A 19,063-nucleotide genomic window follows, 5' to 3' on the forward strand; every position below is an offset into this window, starting at 1 on the left:
TTCATTTTGGATTTTCCTTTTATCTTTATCAAAGAAACCCCAAGAACATCAAAGGCCCGAGAAAAAGGCGTGCTCAAAAAAGAAAAGAGATCAGGCGGTGCTGAGGGTGTAGACCCTTCGGGATCCCTCGTCCGACGAAAGCTCGAACCTGACGTACTTTCGTCGTCTCTCAAGGAGGCCCGGCAGGTAGTCGTATATGTCACCCGTCCCGACCACGAGCACTGCCAGGAACCTCCGGGGATACTTGCCGTTCTGGAGCTTTAGCCGGAAGGCCTTTTTGGGACTCAGCTCGACCTTCAGCCTGTTCAGATCCATCCTCAGGGTGTCCTTTGCCCTCGTGTACCTGAAGACTGCTTCCCCGCGCTTGAAGCCTGAGCCGAGCGTTTCCGCTACCAGCGCCACGAATGGGCCAACGGGCAGCTCCAGTTCAGTAATTCCCTGCCACGCTTTTCCCGGGCTGAGCACCTCAATGGATGCCTGACCTTCTCGGAGATATAGTACTACTTGTTCCGCTTTCATGGAACCACCTCATTCGGCACGCTGAGAAAGGGCAATTAAAACTAACGGTCACTTAAATAGCAAAAATTTGCATTTAATGTCCGATACGAAAGATAAAATAATACAAAAAAGTCATACAGCCGCCAGCCCCACAACCTCAAGCTCGGCCTGCCCCTCCAGGTGGGGCGAAAGCTCAAGGACTTCCCGGACAAGCTCCGGGAAGAGGACCTCGTCCACCCCATAGGTCTCCGTGATGTCCCAGAGATCCGCCTGCACCCTTTCGAGCTTCAGTATCCCCTCCCGCCACACCGTGTCGATTATGTTCCTCGCATCCTCGTCAGCCCTGTTCTCCTTTCTCGCCAGCTTAGGAGGAACCCCCACCCCTTCCAGCGTCTCCGGGTCGGCCGTTTTTATCGCCTCAATAATCTCGGGGGTCATACGGGTGGAACCAAAACACCGTGTCGAGTATCTCCCCTGCGGCTCGGGAGGGTGGCATTCCGCCGTCCCTGAGTTCATTCAGGATAGACCGAAGCTGAGTTGCCCAAGGTTTATGCCAAAACACTCACGCAGACAGAAAACCCCTCCAAGACCAGGCCAGCAGAAAAGGGGGATGAGTTCCAGCCAAAGGGCGATTTTAGGCATTGCAAACCTGTCCCAGCAAAAACAAGCATGGAGTACTGGCTTTTTTCAGAAGAGGTTGGAGGGAGTAAATTATGGATGTTCAATATTGTTCATTTTAAGAACAGTAGAGATAGGCCACTTCTGTTGAGGAAGCACCTAAAACTCACGCCCAAAAGAGCGTAAAGATGCCTATCAGCAGGACAATGATGTTTATCGCCTTTTTAAGCCACTTAATTTATGAGCCTTTTATAATACCTTTGAGTCCTTCGAGTGTATAATACGTCCCTCTGCTAGTGACTCCCATTCTTCTCAAAATTCCCATCTTAACGAGTGTATCCAGCTCTCGGAAAGCCTTTGGCTTTGAAACTCCAAACAGCTTCTGATACTCCTTATTCCCTACCTCCCCTTCTCCTTCACATATAGCACGGGCTTAATCTGCCTTTCATTTAAACCCAGCTTTCTCAGGTAATCTTTAGTATAAATCTCTTTCTCAAAACAGATGGACCTATTCCAAGGTTGTGCCTTATTGATCTGGCTAAACTGTCCAGATCCCCAGAAAAAGCCAAAAACTTTTCCATCATCGCCAACACCGAGGAGCGGAATTTCACCGTCAGTATTGGCAAAGGCTGACAGAGTCTTATACACGAAATCATTCAGCTCCCGCTTAAACTTAACAGTTTCACTCTCGCCATTTTTAATCGGCTCATCAACATCTATACAGCCCACCTAACAGAGAGAATGCACTTTTATGGACGATAATGTTCAAATATGGGAGGACTCCACCCACCAGTAGGTGGTGATCCCACAATGCTGTTCAGCAGGGTCAAAACCCCTCGGAATCATATGCTTGCAGTTTGAAAGCTAAGGTTTTTCATGACCTCCTTTATTTCCTCAAAGCTCTCTCGGTCTTCTCTCAAAGAGCTTTCCTTAAGGACTTTAAAGCCAGCGTCAATGAATGTTATATTTGCGAGCGATGTTTTGGACTGCCTTTGTGAGTGGATTCTCTGCAATGCGATACTTTCCGCGCTTTTGCTGTGCTCAACCATTCCCGAGAGAACGAGTTCTTCAATATGCGGGTAAGACTACTGTCGCTAATTTCCTCCCTGCGAAGCACTTCTCCAGCAATCTCCTTCCGCGCTAGGCCAAATTTTGATTGAGCCAGCACCCAGAGTGTCGTTACATAAGCCCTAGTGCTGTAGATGTTGGGAAATGCCTCCAGATCTTGCTCCCAAACATTTGTGGCATAGTTTGAGGCTTCTACAAGCGCTTTATCATGGCCTACACCTATAAAGGATACCCCCGAACCAGTTCGGGGGGTATCCTTTATAACACTTATCGTCTCCCGACAAAAGGCCAGAACCTCATCATGGCCCAATCGCCGCCTTCATCCCCTGGAGCATCTTAACAACCCTATCAATCAGCTCACCGAGGCCCATCTCCTCCGGCGTCGTCTCGATGGTGAGGTTCATCTTAATCGGGACGCTCAGCGTCTCATCAACAGGCACAACAACCGTCTGGTTTATCGGCACCTCAAGGGTCATGTTGAGCGGCACGGTGGTGTCTATGACGTCCCTGACCCTGACTCTCACGGTGGTCACTATCGGGACGTCGACGTAGGTATCAAGCGGTATTATAACCGTCTCCTGCTTGCCGTTCACCTCGACGGTGGTGGTTATGTTCTGGACGATGTGCACCCTCGCGGTGGTGTTGACAGGAACGTCAACGTAGGTATCGAGAGGAACCTTCACGGCAATCTCCTCATTTACCGGAACCCTCGCCACCATGGAAACGGGAACGCTGAGGTTCATCCTGAGAGGCACCTGTATCTCCTGGTCGAACGGGTACTGGATGGTTATCCTCTCGTTCTTCATACCCTCCACGAGGATTATGACGCCCTCTATCTCCTCCAGCGCTATGCTCCTGGCTTTGAGCGCACCGTAGACCATACCGATGTTGAAAATAAACAGAATAACCACAAGAACCGCCAGCACCTTTACTAATCTCTCTCCCATTGCCCACACCCAAACATTAACTTTTGGTTCTCGGAGAATTTAAGGGTTGGGTTTGGAGAAGCAGGAATTCTCTTTTCTCCAAACCGCCACGGGGCGGGAGTGACGTCTTTTATATATTTTTTCAAAAAGATTCGGACGTTTAAGTGTAGTATATAAAAGCAAAGGTTTATATAGTTAAAGCACCTAATAGTATATGAGGAGTGCCCTGTTGGTGAGACCAAAGTAAAAGTTTCACCCTTGACGGGCGCTTAGCCCAACGTGTTCCATAAGTCGAGAGGGCTGGAGTCACGAGCCTAGTGTTCCTTGAGAGCGAGATTTCTAACTAGGTTCCGCTTGCAAGGTGCTCCTCACTATCTTCTCGTTGTATGATTCAAGATTCAACCTGTATCCACGGTGCTCATTAACGCCTCTGTTCAAGCTCCAACACTATTGAAGTTATTTCTGGAAGTTTCCAAAAAATTTTGCCCTAAATAAAAGCAAAGGTTTATATAGTTTAAGCACCTAATAGTATATGAGGAGTGTCTGCTGACAAAGACTGAAGCGAAAGCTTCACCCCAGGCAGATCTAACCCAAATAGTGATTCTTATGCGAGGGCCATAGGATCACCATATAGGGAAAGGTCTGTCAGGAGTGGAACTTCACTCCAGCCTTGTCAGCGATGGCACTCCTCACTATTCTACCGCTCCGTTTCTAAACGGCGCGTGACTATTGCCCAGCATCTCGTTTAAATCTTCCAAATCGTACACTATACCACATAGCCCTTCTTTACCTTCAACCTTCTTCGCAACTCAAGGACTAAATGAATCCTCCGCTTGTTCTCCGCCGCTTCAGCTTTTTTGGACAGCCATTCGAGCTCCTTTTTGGCGTCGCCAAAGCTCAGCTCTTCCCACTTCACCCCAAAAACGCAATGTCTACCCTTCCGAGGGCGACCACATCAATCTCAAAAGAATCCTTACTCTTCTCCTTGCCTTTGAACTTCCCCCAGAGCTTGCCCGTTCTGATAACCTTAAAAGGCACAAGTTTTGGGACAAGCAACTCCACCAGACTCTCAAACTTACGACCAACGTAAGCGTTGAAGTCGTTTTTATCAAAGCTCAGCTCGCTCCTCTCGAGCTTAGAATAATCCCGCCACAGAAACCTGAACCAGAAGTCAACCAGGTTTTGGGTTATGTAATAATCTGTTTCTCCGTTCTGCCTATCCCCTACTCCTTCTGAGGAGTTCAATCTCCCGCTCACGGTCATAAAATCTCATTTTTATACTCCACGGATATTATACCTTTCAGGCATAAAAAGTTGCTGACGCTCCAGTGAGAAATAGCCGAGAATTTCCAAAGTAGAGTATTCAAGGCCAAAAAGTCACCGTTCAAAGATGCAGAAAATACAAGAGGTCTCATTCTCCCCTCTGTATCTTTGCGTGTCCTCCGACGAGGCTCTTCCTGAGCTCGAGGTTCCTTATCTCGCACTTCTCATCGATGATGGAGCGCCATATCGTCGAGTTCCTGATAATGGTCTTCCTGAATATTATTGAGTCGCTGATGTCGGAGTTCTCTATGATACACTCTTCTCCTATGTAGGCATATGGCCCTATTATCGACCTGCCGAGTATTTTGGCGCCCTTCTTTATGACCACCGGCGGGATTATCTTGGCGTAGGGGCTTATTTGAATCTCCTCGACGTGGCTCTCTCTGAGGAGAGTCTTAAGGGCCTCCAGGTAGCTGTCCGCACTTCCTATGTCGTACCAGTACTCGGAGAAGCGGTAGGCCCTGATGTCCTCACCGTTCTCTAGGAGCCACTGGATGAAGTAGCCGGGTGAATCATTGTTTCCGTCGGAGAGGTACTCATCGATTTTCTCCATCACCCTTCTCGGGAAGATGTAAACTCCAGTGCTGACGAGGGTCGACTTCGGCTCGGCTGGCTTCTCCTGGAAGGAGATAACCCGGTCTCCCTCCAAAACGACCACGCCGTAACGCTTGGCCAACTCCAAGTCACCGACGTCGTATACCGCTATGAGGGTCCTCCCGTCGTAGGCCTTCAGGAAGTCCACCAGGCTGAAGGAGAACAGGTTGTCGCCGGCTATGATGAGGTAGTCATCTGAACCGAGCTCCTCCACGGCCTTTTTCATGGCCCCCATCGTGCCCAGCTTCTCTTCCTCGTGGAAGGTGTCCTCGACGATGAGGTTTATGCCATTCATCTCAGCGTAGGAACGGAAGTGCATCTCAAAGAACCGGTTGGTCGATATGTAGGCTTCGAGACCAAGTTCTTTGACCTTCTCCAGAATGTAGTCCAGTATCACCTTGTTCCCGACTGGGAGTAAGGCTTTGGGGTTATCTTTGGTTATAGGCCAGAGCCTCGTCGCGTAGCCGCCGGCCATTATCAGAACCTTCATGGCGCTCACCATTCAAACGTACTTCAACCGCAAAGTTTGCCCCTAACATATTTAAATAATTTCGCTTCATCATAGGTGGTGGTATGAATGAAGGTTCTGGTCACGGGTGGTGCGGGGTTCATAGGCTCCCATCTTGTTGACAGGCTCATGGAGCTCGGATACGAGGTTAGGGTTCTTGACGATTTAAGCGCCGGCACTCTGGACAACCTTAAACGCTGGCTCGAGCATGAGAGGTTCGAGTTCATAGAAGGGGACATGAGAAACCGGGAAATCGTGAAGAAGGCCGTTGAAGACGTAGAGGTAGTCTTCCATCTCGCCGCCAATCCGGAGGTTAGAATCGGCTCCCAGAGTCCGGAGCTGCTCTACGAGACCAATGTCGTCATGACCTACACCCTCCTTGAAGCGATGAGGAAATCCTGGGTCAAATACCTCGTTTTCACCTCGTCATCGACGGTCTACGGCGACGCCGAGGTCATTCCCACTCCAGAGGACTACGCCCCTCTCGAGCCGATAAGCGTCTACGGCGGAGCGAAGCTCGCGGCTGAAGCCCTGATAAGCGGCTACGCCCACACCTTCGACTTCAAAGCGCTTATCTTCAGGCTGGCCAACATAATAGGCAAGCGCTCCAACCACGGCGTCATCTACGACTTCATCAACAAGCTCAGGAAGAACCCGGGGGAGCTGGAAATCCTGGGCGACGGAACCCAGAGGAAGAGCTACCTCCACGTGAGCGACACCATTGATGGGATGCTCCACATCTTCGAGCACTTCAGGAAGGAAGGCAAAACCTACGACGCTTACAACCTCGGAAACGACGACTGGATAACCGTCAGGGAAATCGCCGAGATAGTCAGCGAGGAGATGGGGCTGAATCCAGCCTTCAGGTTCACAGGTGGAGTCGACGGCGGCCGCGGCTGGAAGGGCGACGTCAAGTTCATGCGCCTGAGCATAGAGAAAGCGAAGAAAACCGGCTGGAAGCCGAAGCTCAACAGCTACGAGGCCGTGAGGAGGACGGTGAGAGAGCTTCTCTCGACTATCTGACTCATTTTATTACCTCATACACTTTTCTCGCCACTATGAAGGTGAAGGCGAGAAGGAGCAGATAAGCGGAGAGCTTCAGAGCACTCTTGACGTCCTTTGGGAGGTAGAACTCGCCTATCTCGAGCGTTATCAGGATTCCAATGAGGGCGATGGTCAGGAATATCTCGACAGAGGGGCTTATAAGTGCGGCTATTACGATCCATACCGCAAGGAACAGGACGACGTTCTCCCTCATAGCCATCTCTCAATCCCACCGAGCCGCTCAAGGATCACCTTGACGTAGTCCTTCACGCTCTCAACGGATTCTATCCTCAGGAGTTCTTCCGTTCCGGCGGCGATTCCAAGGAGAACGGCCGAGGCAACGGGGTCAGCGTAGACAGGGCCGTCGCAGAGGGGCTTTACGAAGACCTCTATCGTCCCGTTCTCCCTCTCAAAGGCCTCCGCCGAACCGAGGCCCAGGGCACTTAAGCTGGAGGATACTGCAGAGGAAGCGTATCCGAGGCCCGTTCCGGAGAGCCCGCCGACGTTCTCCTCAATGTAGCTCACAAGCGCCCATCCAGCCGGGGGACTTATCAGAACGCCGCTCTCCTCCTCGGTGCCCGTAACAAAGACGGTTCCCTCGTCGAGCTTTCCAAGACTAAGGGAGACAGTCTCAGACTTGGGAAGGAAGATGCCGCCCTTGGGGAGGTTCTCGTAGGGCGGTATGATCACTGGCTTCCCTCTGAGCTCGAGGTCATTTCTTAGCTTTTCAACGAACTCACAGGAAGGCTCGCACGTTAGGAAAAGGGCCTCCCTGTCAACGTGGCCCCGGGAAGGCATGGCCGCTATTACCAGACCAAGAATTATCGCTCCTATCCCCAGGTTGACCAGAGATGTTATTCCAGACATGCCCCCATAGTACCAGAGGACGATTCCGGTTGCTGAAAGGATACTTCCTAAAATCCTCCCCATTCTAACACCGGAATGAATAAACTTAAAAGGTTTTTATGCCTTATGGATGTGATGGCGATGAGGAGAGCGTTGCTTTTAATAATAACCCTAATTCTAATCGTCGGCTCCGTTCCACTCGCCTCCGGGAAGGCCGTTGAAGAGCCGACCCAGAGGGATGTTTTTCTCTATGAGTACTTCTCCAAGATTATCCTTAGCTTTGAGTACTCCCTGAAGTACGCCCTGGTTAACGAGAGCTACGGCCTAACGCTCGCCAACACCACTCTAAACGAGCTGGAGCTCATCCACCTGGAGGCGCTGTACTACAGGGAGAAAGGGGTTAACTCCACGGTGATGAAAGTCATCCCGCCGTTCTACGAGTTCTCCCGGGAGCTGGTGGTTCTGAACGAGCTCATGCTTGAGTTCCGCAAAAATCCGACACCCGCGGTTACAGCCGGAATCCGGGGCACAGTCCTCAACATGGAGTCCCTCCTGGATGAGATAGACTCTCTGGAACTGATGAACGGGACCGAAATCCTGAAGTTCAATACGGAGAAGGTCAGAAAGTACCTCGGCGAGATAGATAAACTCGTCTCCAGGACTCCCTCCAGCGGGAAGTTCGAGATAGGGATCTCGGATTCAGAGCCGATGCTCTACCAGTCAGTCACGATCTTCGGCTCCTGCCCGGGCAACGAGACTGTCACAGTGGTCATCACAAAAGGGAACTTCACGTCCTTCCTCATAGTCACCCCCCAGAACGGGCTCTTTGCCACCATGTACCGGTTCAGGGAGCTCGGGACTTACACGGTGTACGCCACCCAGGGAGGGCTCAGGTCGAACACCATCAACGTGACGGTGAGGAAGATACCCTCCGTCTTTCTGGTCGAAAACGTCTACAGCGCCTTTCTGAACCAGAGCCTCACCGTCTCCGGAAAGCTCGTTGACTACTACGGCAACCCCCTGGGGGAGAGGGAGATAACGGTTGGAGACGAAACGCTCGTCACCGGGCCCGATGGAGGCTTCGCAAAGAGCTACCAATCCTCCGAGGCCGTGACGTTCCAGGTGCCGCTGGAATTCACCGGCGACGGAACCCACACCGGAACCTCAGAGATAGTCACTGTTGAGTTCAGGCGCTTCCCGGTTGCGATAACCCTCAACGGGCCCGAGGGAATAACCCTCGGGGAAAAAGCCGCGTTCACAGGAAGGGTGGAGCCGAACATGACCTTCCACCTCATCGTATATGTCAACGACACCCCTCAGTTCAACATCACGGCCGAGAACGGAACTTTCTCCTTCGCCCTGGAGCCGCAGAGCCCCGGCCGGCTGAAGGTCTACGTGGCATTCGCCGGCAGCGAGGTGTACGAGGGAGCTACATCCAACGTGGTTCTCCTCACCGTCGTCCCGCCGGAGAACATGCTGCCGAGGTACATCGCTATCGTTGTCCTGGCGATGCTCCTCGCGGCTGGCATCCTAACTAGGAGAAAGAAAGACCAAACAACGCCTCAAGCATCCCAGAAGACGGCCCCCAAGTACGCGGCAGAGGAGAATGAAACGTCCGGAGAGTTCCTTGAAATCCCCGGAGACGTGGGTGAGGCTTATAAGCTCCTCAGAGAAAGGCTGAGGGAGATGTTCGGAATAAGCGAGAGCCTGACTCCGAGGGAAGTCCTGAGGATTCTCCGTGACTGGGAACTGTATCCAGACCTTGAGGCCGTAACAAAGCTCCACGAGAAAGCTGTTTACGGGGAAATCCCCCTGAGTGGGGAGGAGCTAACCGAGTTCAGGGCGAGCATCGAGAGGCTGCTTCGGGGTGAGAGAGGTGAATAAAACCATAAAGTACCTCGTTCTTATCCTACTCATCTTCACCCTCATCACCATGCCGCTGACGGTACCCCTGTTCAAGAGCTCCACCCAGTACAGTATGTTCAACACAAATTGGGACGGGATTTCAAACTTCGTCAAGCTTGCTCACGGAGAGGGGAAGCGGGTCGCTCCCATCTTCGAATCCTTCGACATGGCCAACATCAGCGAGAATAACGGTGTTCTCGTCATAGTCGGCCCCAACATGACCTTCACTGACGCCGAGATAGAGCAGATTAAGACCTTCCTGGAGCGTGGAAATACCCTCTTCATAGCCGACGACTTCGGCACGGGCAACGGGATACTGAGGGCCCTCAACTTGTCAGTGAGCATATCCAACTATCCCCTCCGCGACTTCTTCTATGAGAAGGATGACAGGATCATAGTCTCCGTTAGGATAGAGGACCCCCTTCTGGCAAGAAACGTCACGAAAATAGTTACAAACGAGCCCTCGGCCGTTCTCGTGACGAGAGGAGGTGAGGCCTACACAAGCAAGGTGGCTATGATAAACTTCCAGAGGAAGCAGTATCCGCTCATGACTGAAGTCGAATACGCGAAGGGAAGGGTCGTAATCCTGGCAGATCCGGATATACTGATAAACCAGCTCTACGGCGAGAACGAGCCCTTCCTGAGGAACCTCATCGAGTACCTCGGAGGCGATACCTTCTACATAGACGAGGCCCATCACCCGGACTTCAACCTGTACACCGCTGGAACAGTCACGATAACGAGGCTGCTGCCCAAAGACATGGTCATCAGGCTGATACTCGTCATCGGCATTCTAATACTCCTCAGGGAGCTGGGCATCTTCAGAGTGGTGGGGAGGCTGCTCTGGAAGCCTGTCTCGCGCTTCTTCAGAAGGAAGGAAAGCCCCGAAGAGCTCGCCCTGGCTCTGGCGAGGGAGCGGGGCTGGGATGAGAAAGAGGTAGTGGAGATGCTCGAAAGGATGGGTGGTTGATATGATACTCGAGAAGATTAAGGCCGAGGTTGGAAAGGCAATAGTCGGAATGGACGATGTGATCGAGCTGATGACGATAGCCATTATAGCCAACGGGCACGTGCTCCTGGAAGGAGTCCCGGGAATAGCGAAAACGACCCTAAGCAAGAACTTCGCACAGACCCTTGGACTGAAGTTCTCGAGGATACAGATGACGCCAGACATACTGCCGGCAGACATAATCGGCCACACCTTTTACGACATGCGAACCGGGGAGTTCAAGATAAGAAAGGGCCCCATCTTTGCCAACGTCGTTCTCGTCGACGAGATAAACCGTGCCTCTCCAAAGACACAGTCAGCTCTCCTCGAGGCGATGGAGGAGCGACAGGTCACCATAGAGGGCCTCCCCCTCAAGCTCCCGGAGCCGTTCATAGTCCTCGCGACGATGAACCCTGTGGAAATGGAGGGCGTCTACGAGCTCCCTACCGCGCAGATTGACAGGTTTATGATGAAGATAGACCTCACTTACCTCCCCGAGGAGAGCGAGAAGGCAATGCTCAGGATGAAGAGCCTGGGGCAGTTCTCGGAAGCAAACCAGGTCGTCCTCGGGAGCGAGCTGGCCAGGGCCAGAAGAGAGGCCATGAGAGTCCACGTGAGTGAGGCAGCAATCGACTATATATACGCCATCGTCAAGGAGACGAGGCTCGACGAAAGGGTGATCCTTGGAGCCTCGCCGAGGGCTGGCGAGCATCTCCTCTACACCGCCAAGGTTAAGGCCTACCTAGAAGGGAGGAGCTACGTCATCCCGGATGACGTTAAATGGCTGGCTATTCCAGTCATCTCCCACAGGATCGTCGTCAAGCCTGAGTACGAGGTGGACGGCATCGACGGGAAGACCATTGTAAGGGAAGTCCTCGAAAGGGTAGAGGTGCCAACGGAATGAAAAGGGCAGGAGTCTTGCTCTCCCTCGCGGCAGTCCTTTCGGCCGCCGCCTACCTGATGGGCAGCCCAGCGGCGGCGCTGATGGCGGTCGGGATAATGGCCCACTACGCCCTCGCAAGGTTAAGCTTTGAGCCCAGTGTAAGGGTCGAGAGAACCGTTCCGGAGAGAGGAACCGAGAGGGAGCCTGTAAAGGCCAGGATCAAAGTCGAGAATCTCTCCGGGGTTACGGGCGTACTGAGGATAAGGGAAACATCGAAGAGCGTCTTCGCTAGGGAGCTCAAGACCTTCCTGAATCCCGGCGATAAGAAATATCTCGAGCAGACGATAGTTCCCCAGGCTAAGGGCAGGATAGCGATCAAAGCAGAGGCGACTTTCGAGGATGAGCGCGGGCTCTTTAAGAAGGACTTCCCTGTGATAGAACACGGAGAGATGACTATCTTCCCATCACCCAGAAGCATAAAAGAGGCCATGAGGGAGAGGCGCCAGGTCGAGGCCCTGGCCGAGGTCGAGAGGGCCCTTGGAATCGGGGCAGAGACCCTTGACTTCGAGGAGCTCAGGGAGTTCCTTCCGGGGGATGATATAACCAAAATCGACTGGAAGGCCACCTCAAGGCTCAACACGCTTATAGTCAGGGTCTTCAGGAGGGAAAGCCTTGCGGATGTTTACCTGCTCGTCAACGTCGACCGCAAGTTCCGCAGGGAGCTGAAGGCGGGCAAGATAGACTACCTCGTCCTCATCATAGCGCAGCTCTTCACCTACTTCAGGAGGTTCGGCCACAGCGTAAAGGTTGTAGCCTACGACGAGGCGGGCATTGTCAGGGTGATAGAAAACGCCAGCGACCCGCTGACACTCGTCTCCGAGCTCGGGCTCAGGGGCGAGAAAGGTTTGCCCCCGCTGAAGCCATCCGGCCTGTCGTCCCCATCGACGATAGGGAGGCTGGTACTGAAGATGAAGCGCGGCTCCAGCGCCTCGGGCCCCCTCAAAGCGGCAATGGAAGTCGAGAGCGGGGCGTACGTGATAATGGTCGATGACCTCGGCCTCCACCCGAGGGAGATAATCAAAGCAGCGGGGGTGCTCGAGAGAAAAGGCTCAAAGGCCGTCCTCCTGTATCCAAACCCGGTATTCTTCGTCAGCAAAGAGGGGCTGACCGAGAGAGAGCTGGAGACCCTCTACCGCGGCTACCGCGAGAGGAAGGAGGTCATGAGGAAGGTCAGGGGCTGGATAAAGGTCATTGAAGTCGGCCCCAGGGACGTGCTTCCAAGGGTGGTGGGTAGGCTGTGATAGGGCTGATAGCGACCATCCTAACTGGAATAGTGCTCAAAAACTACATCTTCCTCCTGATCATGCTGGCTTATCTGCTGAGGTTAAGGAGCAGGAATGCCTCACTGGCAGTGTTCTACCTCTATGTCCTCTCCATAGCAGTATCGCTTCCCAGTACTTCCATCTACATATGGGAAGGACTTAAGCTTGCCGGGTTCGTGGCCCTCTCCACGGTTCTCGCGCTCGACGACGTTCTCAGAGGAATCCGGGTCGAAAGGGAAGAGCTCATCCTCTCCACGGTTCTAATAGTCTCGGCCGTGACGGACTACACATTCCTGATAGTCCTCATAGCAGTAGTTCTCTACTCGTCCTACAGGCACTTCGGGAAAGCGGTTGCATACCTCGCCGGCTGGCTGGGCCTTTCAGCGGCGGTGATGTACCTGATAAGGGACAGCCTCACCGACCCCGTGGCTCAGGCCTTCGTCCTCATCGGCCTGGGACTGCTCTTCATCCTCTTCGCCGAGCGGAAGGACGTCGAATTCCTCGAGGTGAAGCCGTTTGAGGGAGAGTGAATGTCCAGTCCGGCGTGCTCAGGGATGGCTGCACAGGTATTCCCAATTTATTCTAGGTTCCGGAGGAAAGGGTTTTAAACTGGGCGAAGACGCCCAAAGGGAGGGGAGTGAATGAAGCTCAAGGACTACTGGGATCTGCTCACAATCATCACTCTCTCAATTCTGCTCGACCTTCTGATTTTCTACGCACCGGACAGCTTTCTCAGAAAAGCCCTCGGATTAGCCTTTGTACTCTTCTTCCCGGGCTACATCTTCATAACTGCCCTCTTTCCCAACAGGAAGGAGCTCGACAACCTTGAGAGGCTCGCCCTCAGCTTCGGCCTCAGCATAGCCATTGTTCCACTCATAGGCCTCGGCCTCAACTACACCCCCTGGGGTATAAGGCTCATCCCGATACTCGTCAGCCTGACGATTTTCAACATTGCTTTTTCAATCATCGCCATCTACCGCAGAGCAAAGGCCTTCGAGCCGTGGATTCCATGGATAACGCTCGAGGACGTGAAGAAAGAACTTGAATGGGAGGAGTCGAGCAAGCTCGACAAGGCCCTCACGGTGATCCTGATAATCGCCATCATAACATCCATTGGAACGCTGGGCTACGTCATAACCCATCCAAAGCCTGGAGAGGCATTCACGGAGTTCTACATTCTCGGGCCGGAGGGCAAGGCCGCCGATTACCCAACCGAACTGAGAGTCGGCCAGGAAGGGAGGGTTATAATAGGCATAGTGAACCACGAGCACAGGAACGTAACCTACTACGTCCAGATATGGCTCGTCAACCTGACGTGGGACAGCACGACCAACACGACGATAATATACGAGATGTACCCCATGCCGGGCTGGTTCAACGTCACCCTACCGGACGTTCCCGTCAACATCGAGGGCAACTGGACGCCCCAGTTCGAGACCAACTACACCTTCAGCATCGATAAACCCGGTCAGTGGCAGGTCTGGTTCCTCCTCTTCAAAGATGAACCGCCAGAGCTCCCGCCGGCACCTCTTGATGGGAACTACGCTGAAACCGATGCCAAGAACCTCATCCTTGATGCGATAAACGGCACGGTACAGAGCCTCAAGCTCAACGTGAAGGTGACCTCCTGAGCTCTATTTCTTACTATTTTGAGAGAAAATTTTATAAGTCCATCCCACGTAATCACTAGTTGAATACTATCGTTGGTGGTGGAAATGAAACGTAGAGAAGTTGTGCTGAGTGCGGCCCTTCTGCTGCTGGTTGCGCTCGCGGGGCTCTCCAGCTCCCTCTTCACGGACATAGCCCTCTCTGAGAACAACGAGATCTCCTCCGGAAAGTTCGATATAGGCATAAGCAAAGACGGAGAGAGGTTCTACAACGGCCTCAAGCTCTTCGACTTCTCGGATTTAATGCCTGGCGACGAGAAAACCGTAACCTTTTACGTGAAAAACCGCGGGGACCTCGAGGTTTCGAGGATTACGATGACCATTTACGTTAACGACCTGGAGGACGGTGCCCTCTCCCCCGCCGAGAAGGAAGTCGACAACACCACAGAGAGAGGCGAACTGAGCGGCTATCTAGTGATAACCGGCCTCTCGGTACAGCACGGGGACACAACCACCGACCTGACGGAGGTGGCGGGCAGAACACTGAGGGAACTTGACGGGAAGGAGATAGAGCTCTTCAAAGGCTCCCTGGAAGAGGGTGAGGTGCTAAAGGTCGTCATGAGGATAAGGTTCTCACCAGAAGCAGGCAACGAATGCCAGACCGACAGGGTGGAGGTGGACATGAAGATAAACGCAGAGCAGTGAGCTTTTAAACTCTCCACCTTTTCTTCTTCCGGTGCTCGCGATGATCGGGATAATCTTCGACATGGACGGCGTGATATACCGGGGCAATAAGCCCATAGATGGCACGCGGGAGGTAGTAAACTTCCTGAAAGAAAGGGACATCCCCTTCGCCTTCCTCACCAACAACTCCACCAAGAACGCCCGGATGTACCGCGAGAAGCTCCTCGGGATGGGAATAGACGTCGAAGAAGAGCGTATTGTCACCTCCGGCTACGCCACCGCCAGGTACCTCCAGGCCCACTTCAAGGAAGGCCCCATCTTTGTCATTGGCGGGAAAGGACTCCAGGAGGAAGTAGTGAGGATGGGCTGGCCCATGATGGGCCTCGAGGAAGCAAGGGAGAGGTGGAAGGAGGTCAAATACGTCGTGGTCGGCCTCGACCCTGAGTTAACCTACGAGAAGCTCAAGTACGGAACGCTGGCAATAAGGAACGGAGCGAAGTTCATAGGAACCAACCCGGACACAACGTATCCCGCCGAAGAAGGTCTTTATCCAGGAGCGGGGTCGATTATAGCGGCGCTGAAGGCATCGACAGATGCTGATCCCCTCATAATAGGCAAGCCCAACGAACCCGCCTACGAGGTCGTCAGGGAGAAGCTCGGCAACGTCGACGAGATATGGATGGTTGGCGACAGGCTCGACACGGACATAGCCTTCGCCAGGAGATTTGGCATGAAGGCGATAATGGTCCTGACGGGCGTCAGCACGCTGAAAGACGTTGAGAAGAGCGAGGTAAAACCCGACCTGATCCTCCCGAGCGTTAAGGAGCTGCTCGAATACCTGAAGGTCAGGCTGGAGGCTTCAGAATGAACCTTCGTGAGCTGCTCGAAAGACTCATCTGGCAGGAGAACGAGCTCTACAACCTGTACAAGCTCGGCGAAACGTTCGCCACCTACGAGAGGCCCGAGTTCGTCGAGACCTTCAGCCTCATAGCGGAGGAGGAGCTCAGACACAGGAAGACCCTCGAGGGGATGCTCTCCGAGGGAACCCTGAAGGGCACGGCCGTTATAGACTACCTAGACTCACTTTCGCTGGAGCCGATGCTGAGCGACGAAAGGGCTGGGCCCGAGAGCCTCGAGGAGCTGATACTCGAGGCGCTGATAAGGGAGAAGCACGCCTACGAGCTATACACGAAGCTCTCTGAAATCCTGGAGGGCTCTCTCAGCCAGATTTTCAGGATGATGGCAAGTGAGGAGCTTAAACACGCCTACAGGCTCAGGCTGGTCTACGAAGGGCTTTGACGTTTGGATAATTTGTCCGACATCTACCTTTTCTACCTCCTTACCCTGCAGGCAAATTTAGAGGCATAAATTTGTCACCCCGGCAAAGGCCACCGGGGTAAGGTATATGTAGGGGTGAAAGCCATAAAGTTGTGCTGATGCTTCTACTAATAGGGGCAACGATAAACAACTGTACGTCAGGGGTGTTTATATGGCCGTTGAAAAAGTGATGAAAAGGGACGGCAGGATTGTCCCATTTGATAAAGAGCGTATAAAATGGGCTATCCAAAGGGCAATGCTTGAAGTTGGTGTCCGTGACGAGAAGCTTCTCAACAGGGTCGTTAGAAGGGTCGTCAAAAGAGTGAACGAGCTCTACGACGGGCAAGTGCCTCACATAGAAAACATCCAAGACATAGTCGAGCTCGAGCTGATGAGAGTGGGTCTCTTCGACGTCGCCAAGGCCTACATCCTCTACCGTAAGAAGAAGGCAGAGATTAGGGAGGAAAAGAAGAAGATACTCAACAAGGACAAGCTCGACGAGATAGATAAGCGCTTCTCCATCAATGCCCTCCGCGTTTTGGCTTCTCGCTACCTTATCAGGAACGAGAAAGGAGAAATAATTGAGAGCCCGAGGGAGCTCTTTGAGAGGGTTGCGACTCTGGTGGTCATCCCTGATCTGCTCTACGATGAGAGGGTCTTCGACAGGGAAGGAAACCACGAGCAGGACCTAAGTAATGTCGAGAAATACATGGAGAAGCTCGACAAGTACGATAGAAAACTCTCAATCGGCAGGTTCAAGCTCAACAAGTACCACTTCGAAAGGCTCCTCAACCTCTACCGCGAGCTCGCCCAGAAGGGCCAGATGAAGGTCTCCATAGACGAAGTCATCGGGATGCTCGAGAACGGAGCCTTTGACAAGTACGAGGACGAAATAGAGGAGTACTTCCGCCTGATGACAAGCCAGACCTTCATGCCGAACACACCGGCCCTCATAAACTCAGGAAGGCCGCTCGGGATGCTCTCAGCATGCTTCGTCGTTCCGATAGAGGACGACATGGAGAGCATAATGAAGGCGGCACACGATGTAGCAATGATACAGAAGATGGGTGGCGGTACCGGTTTGAACTTCTCCAAACTCCGCCCGGAGGGTGATTTAGTCGGAACCACCACTGGAGCGGCCTCTGGCCCTGTCAGCTTCATGCACCTCATCGATGCCGTCAGCGACGTGATAAAGCAGGGTGGAGTGAGAAGGGGCGCGAACATGGGCATCCTCGAAGTCTGGCATCCTGACATCGAGAAGTTCATCCACGCCAAGGAGAAGAACATCGGAACGAACGTTTTAGCAAACTTCAACATCAGCGTGGGCATATGGTCCGACTTCTGGGAAGCTCTGAGAGAGGGCAAGCGCTATCCGCTCATCAACCCGAGGACTGGCGAGAAGGTCAAGGAGATTGACCCGAAGAGCCTCTTCGAGGAGTTAGCATTTATGGCCTGGGCCAAGGCCGATCCGGGAGTTATATTCTTCGATGTCATCAACAGGAGGAACGTCTTAGAGCCCGCAAAAGGTGAAAAGATACGCGCGACCAACCCCTGCGGAGAAGAGCCCCTCTACGAGTACGAATCCTGTAATTTAGCCAGCATAAACCTCGCCAAGTTCGTCAAGTACGATGAAGAAGGCAAGCCCTACTTCGACTGGGACGAGTACGCCTATGTAATCCAGAAGGTCGCCAAGTACCTCGACAACGCAATCGACGTCAACAAGTTCCCGCTCCCTGAAATAGACTACAACACCAAGCTGACGAGGAGGATAGGCGTCGGAATGATGGGCCTGGCCGATGCCCTCTTCAAGCTCGGCATAGCCTACAACAGCAAGGAAGGCTACGACTTCATGAGAAAGGCAACAGAGTACCTCACCTTCTACGCCTACAAGTACAGCGTCGAAGCAGCTAAAAAGCGCGGACCCTTCCCGCTCTACGAGAAGACGAGGTACAAGGATGGCGAGCTTCCGGTCGAGGGCTACTACCACAGGGAGGTCTGGACACTCCCATGGGACGAGCTGGTTGAGGAGATCAAGAAGTACGGCGTCAGGAACGGAATGGTGACCACCTGTCCGCCCACCGGCTCGGTCAGCATGATAGCCGACACGAGCAGCGGAATCGAGCCTATATTTGCCCTCGTCTACAAGAAGAGCGTCACCGTTGGCGAGTTTTACTACGTTGACCCCGTCTTCGAGGCTGAGCTGAAGAAGCGCGGTCTCTGGAGCGACGAGCTGCTGAGGAAGATAAGCGATAACTACGGAAGTGTCCAGGGCCTCGAAGAAATCCCCGAGGACATGCAGCGCGTTTTCGTCACCTCGATGGACATACACTGGCTCGACCACATACTGGCTCAGGCCAACATCCAGCTCTGGCTCACCGATTCAGCGAGCAAGACAATCAACATGCCGAACGACGCCACCGTCGAGGACGTTAAGGCTGCATACCTCCTCGCATACAAGCTCGGCTGCAAGGGCATAACCGTCTATCGCGACGGCTCGCTCAGCGTTCAGGTCTACAGCGTCGAGGGAGAAAAGAGGCAGCGCGTCAAGGCCAAGCCAAGCGCTTACGCTGTCGAGAAGCTCAAGGCCGTCGTTGAGGCCGAGCCATGGCTGACCAAGTTCATCAACATCGAAGGCATACTCAACGGCACCAACGGCAAGAAAAAGGAGGAAGCCCCAGCACCCAATTTTTCCCTGAGCATGACAAAGACTCTTAAACCCGAAGCCCACGAGCATCCACATCATAGGGAGCCGCCGGAGATTCCCGAGGAGAAGATAAAGGAGCTCTTAGGGGTCACTTACTGTCCAGTCTGCTATGAGAAGGACGGAAAGCTCGTTGAGCTGAAAATGGAGAGTGGTTGCGCCACCTGTCCTGTCTGTGGCTGGAGCAAGTGCGTCATTGGATGAATTCTCCCCCTTTTTCTTATGCTTTGA

The 19,063-nt window shown here is 53.2% G+C and carries 20 protein-coding genes; 11 read left to right on the forward strand and 9 right to left on the reverse strand.

Features of this window, described 5'->3' with window-relative positions:
- Positions 1 to 90: 90 nt before the first annotated feature.
- The 7 genes from E3E32_RS06830 to E3E32_RS06860 form a co-directional block, all read right to left on the reverse strand.
- Positions 91 to 519, reverse strand: a complete 429-nt coding sequence (locus E3E32_RS06830; RefSeq protein WP_167731109.1) for a hypothetical protein — start codon at positions 517 to 519, stop codon at positions 91 to 93.
- 111 nt (positions 520 to 630) lie between these two features.
- Positions 631 to 879: a hypothetical protein gene (locus E3E32_RS06835; protein ID WP_167731110.1), complete on the reverse strand. Its 249-nt coding sequence runs from the start codon at positions 877 to 879 to the stop codon at positions 631 to 633.
- Positions 880 to 1,515: 636 nt separating this feature from the next.
- The gene (locus tag E3E32_RS06840) at positions 1,516 to 1,845 is read right to left on the reverse strand and encodes an RNA-binding domain-containing protein (RefSeq protein WP_206205250.1); all 330 of its coding nucleotides are present in this window, start codon (positions 1,843 to 1,845) and stop codon (positions 1,516 to 1,518) included.
- A 638-nt stretch (positions 1,846 to 2,483) separates the two neighbouring features.
- Positions 2,484 to 3,131 carry a hypothetical protein gene (locus E3E32_RS06845; RefSeq protein WP_167731111.1) on the reverse strand — a complete coding sequence of 216 codons (648 nt, stop codon included), beginning with the start codon at positions 3,129 to 3,131 and terminating at the stop codon, positions 2,484 to 2,486.
- Positions 3,132 to 3,876: 745 nt separating this feature from the next.
- Positions 3,877 to 4,026, reverse strand: coding sequence for a hypothetical protein (locus tag E3E32_RS06850; protein ID WP_167731112.1), 150 nt, complete (start codon positions 4,024 to 4,026; stop codon positions 3,877 to 3,879).
- Positions 4,023 to 4,367 (reverse strand): DUF234 domain-containing protein, encoded by a 345-nt coding sequence (locus E3E32_RS06855; RefSeq protein ID WP_206205251.1) that lies wholly within the window; start codon positions 4,365 to 4,367, stop codon positions 4,023 to 4,025. The genes E3E32_RS06850 and E3E32_RS06855 overlap by 4 nt, the downstream gene beginning before the upstream one ends.
- A 154-nt stretch (positions 4,368 to 4,521) precedes the next feature.
- On the reverse strand, positions 4,522 to 5,517 hold the full coding sequence (locus tag E3E32_RS06860; RefSeq protein WP_167731114.1) for a sugar phosphate nucleotidyltransferase: 996 nt from the start codon (positions 5,515 to 5,517) through the stop codon (positions 4,522 to 4,524).
- An 87-nt stretch (positions 5,518 to 5,604) separates the two neighbouring features.
- Between E3E32_RS06860 and E3E32_RS06865 the strand changes: the two genes are divergently transcribed.
- Positions 5,605 to 6,558, forward strand: coding sequence for an NAD-dependent epimerase/dehydratase family protein (locus E3E32_RS06865; RefSeq protein ID WP_167731115.1), 954 nt, complete (start codon positions 5,605 to 5,607; stop codon positions 6,556 to 6,558).
- Between the two features lies 1 nt (position 6,559).
- Here E3E32_RS06865 and E3E32_RS06870 read toward each other — a convergent pair whose 3' ends face one another.
- Positions 6,560 to 6,799 carry a hypothetical protein gene (locus E3E32_RS06870; protein ID WP_167731116.1) on the reverse strand — a complete coding sequence of 80 codons (240 nt, stop codon included), beginning with the start codon at positions 6,797 to 6,799 and terminating at the stop codon, positions 6,560 to 6,562.
- The gene (locus tag E3E32_RS06875) at positions 6,790 to 7,509 is read right to left on the reverse strand and encodes a hypothetical protein (protein ID WP_167731117.1); all 720 of its coding nucleotides are present in this window, start codon (positions 7,507 to 7,509) and stop codon (positions 6,790 to 6,792) included. Before E3E32_RS06875 ends, E3E32_RS06870 begins: the two co-directional genes overlap by 10 nt.
- A gap of 51 nt (positions 7,510 to 7,560) precedes the next feature.
- Here E3E32_RS06875 and E3E32_RS06880 point away from each other — a divergent pair, with 51 nt between their 5' ends.
- The 10 genes from E3E32_RS06880 to E3E32_RS06925 all read left to right on the forward strand — a co-directional run bounded on the left by E3E32_RS06880 (position 7,561) and on the right by E3E32_RS06925 (position 19,036).
- Positions 7,561 to 9,309 carry a DUF4129 domain-containing protein gene (locus E3E32_RS06880; RefSeq protein WP_240910601.1) on the forward strand — a complete coding sequence of 583 codons (1,749 nt, stop codon included), beginning with the start codon at positions 7,561 to 7,563 and terminating at the stop codon, positions 9,307 to 9,309.
- Positions 9,302 to 10,300, forward strand: a complete 999-nt coding sequence (locus E3E32_RS06885; protein WP_167731118.1) for a DUF4350 domain-containing protein — start codon at positions 9,302 to 9,304, stop codon at positions 10,298 to 10,300. Before E3E32_RS06880 ends, E3E32_RS06885 begins: the two co-directional genes overlap by 8 nt.
- A 1-nt stretch (position 10,301) precedes the next feature.
- On the forward strand, positions 10,302 to 11,222 hold the full coding sequence (locus tag E3E32_RS06890) for a MoxR family ATPase (protein ID WP_012572793.1): 921 nt from the start codon (positions 10,302 to 10,304) through the stop codon (positions 11,220 to 11,222).
- Complete coding sequence (locus E3E32_RS06895; RefSeq protein ID WP_167731119.1) at positions 11,219 to 12,502, forward strand: DUF58 domain-containing protein; 1,284 nt, start codon at positions 11,219 to 11,221, stop codon at positions 12,500 to 12,502. The genes E3E32_RS06890 and E3E32_RS06895 overlap by 4 nt, the downstream gene beginning before the upstream one ends.
- A complete protein-coding gene (locus E3E32_RS06900; RefSeq protein ID WP_167731120.1) occupies positions 12,499 to 13,053 on the forward strand; it encodes a hypothetical protein in 555 nt (184 codons plus the stop codon). Before E3E32_RS06895 ends, E3E32_RS06900 begins: the two co-directional genes overlap by 4 nt.
- 111 nt (positions 13,054 to 13,164) lie before the next feature.
- The gene (locus E3E32_RS06905; RefSeq protein WP_167731121.1) at positions 13,165 to 14,154 is read left to right on the forward strand and encodes a DUF1616 domain-containing protein; all 990 of its coding nucleotides are present in this window, start codon (positions 13,165 to 13,167) and stop codon (positions 14,152 to 14,154) included.
- An 84-nt stretch (positions 14,155 to 14,238) separates the two neighbouring features.
- Positions 14,239 to 14,835: a TasA family protein gene (locus E3E32_RS06910; RefSeq protein ID WP_167731569.1), complete on the forward strand. Its 597-nt coding sequence runs from the start codon at positions 14,239 to 14,241 to the stop codon at positions 14,833 to 14,835.
- 40 nt (positions 14,836 to 14,875) lie between these two features.
- Entirely contained in the window at positions 14,876 to 15,682 is an 807-nt protein-coding gene (locus tag E3E32_RS06915; RefSeq protein WP_167731568.1) for an HAD-IIA family hydrolase, read from the forward strand.
- Entirely contained in the window at positions 15,679 to 16,113 is a 435-nt protein-coding gene (locus E3E32_RS06920; RefSeq protein WP_167731122.1) for a ferritin family protein, read from the forward strand. The genes E3E32_RS06915 and E3E32_RS06920 overlap by 4 nt, the downstream gene beginning before the upstream one ends.
- A 190-nt stretch (positions 16,114 to 16,303) precedes the next feature.
- Positions 16,304 to 19,036: an adenosylcobalamin-dependent ribonucleoside-diphosphate reductase gene (locus tag E3E32_RS06925; RefSeq protein ID WP_167731123.1), complete on the forward strand. Its 2,733-nt coding sequence runs from the start codon at positions 16,304 to 16,306 to the stop codon at positions 19,034 to 19,036.
- Positions 19,037 to 19,063 lie beyond the last annotated feature (27 nt).

Origin of the sequence: Thermococcus sp. GR6 (genome assembly GCF_012027415.1) — an archaeon.
Classification (GTDB): Archaea; Methanobacteriota_B; Thermococci; order Thermococcales; family Thermococcaceae; genus Thermococcus; species Thermococcus onnurineus.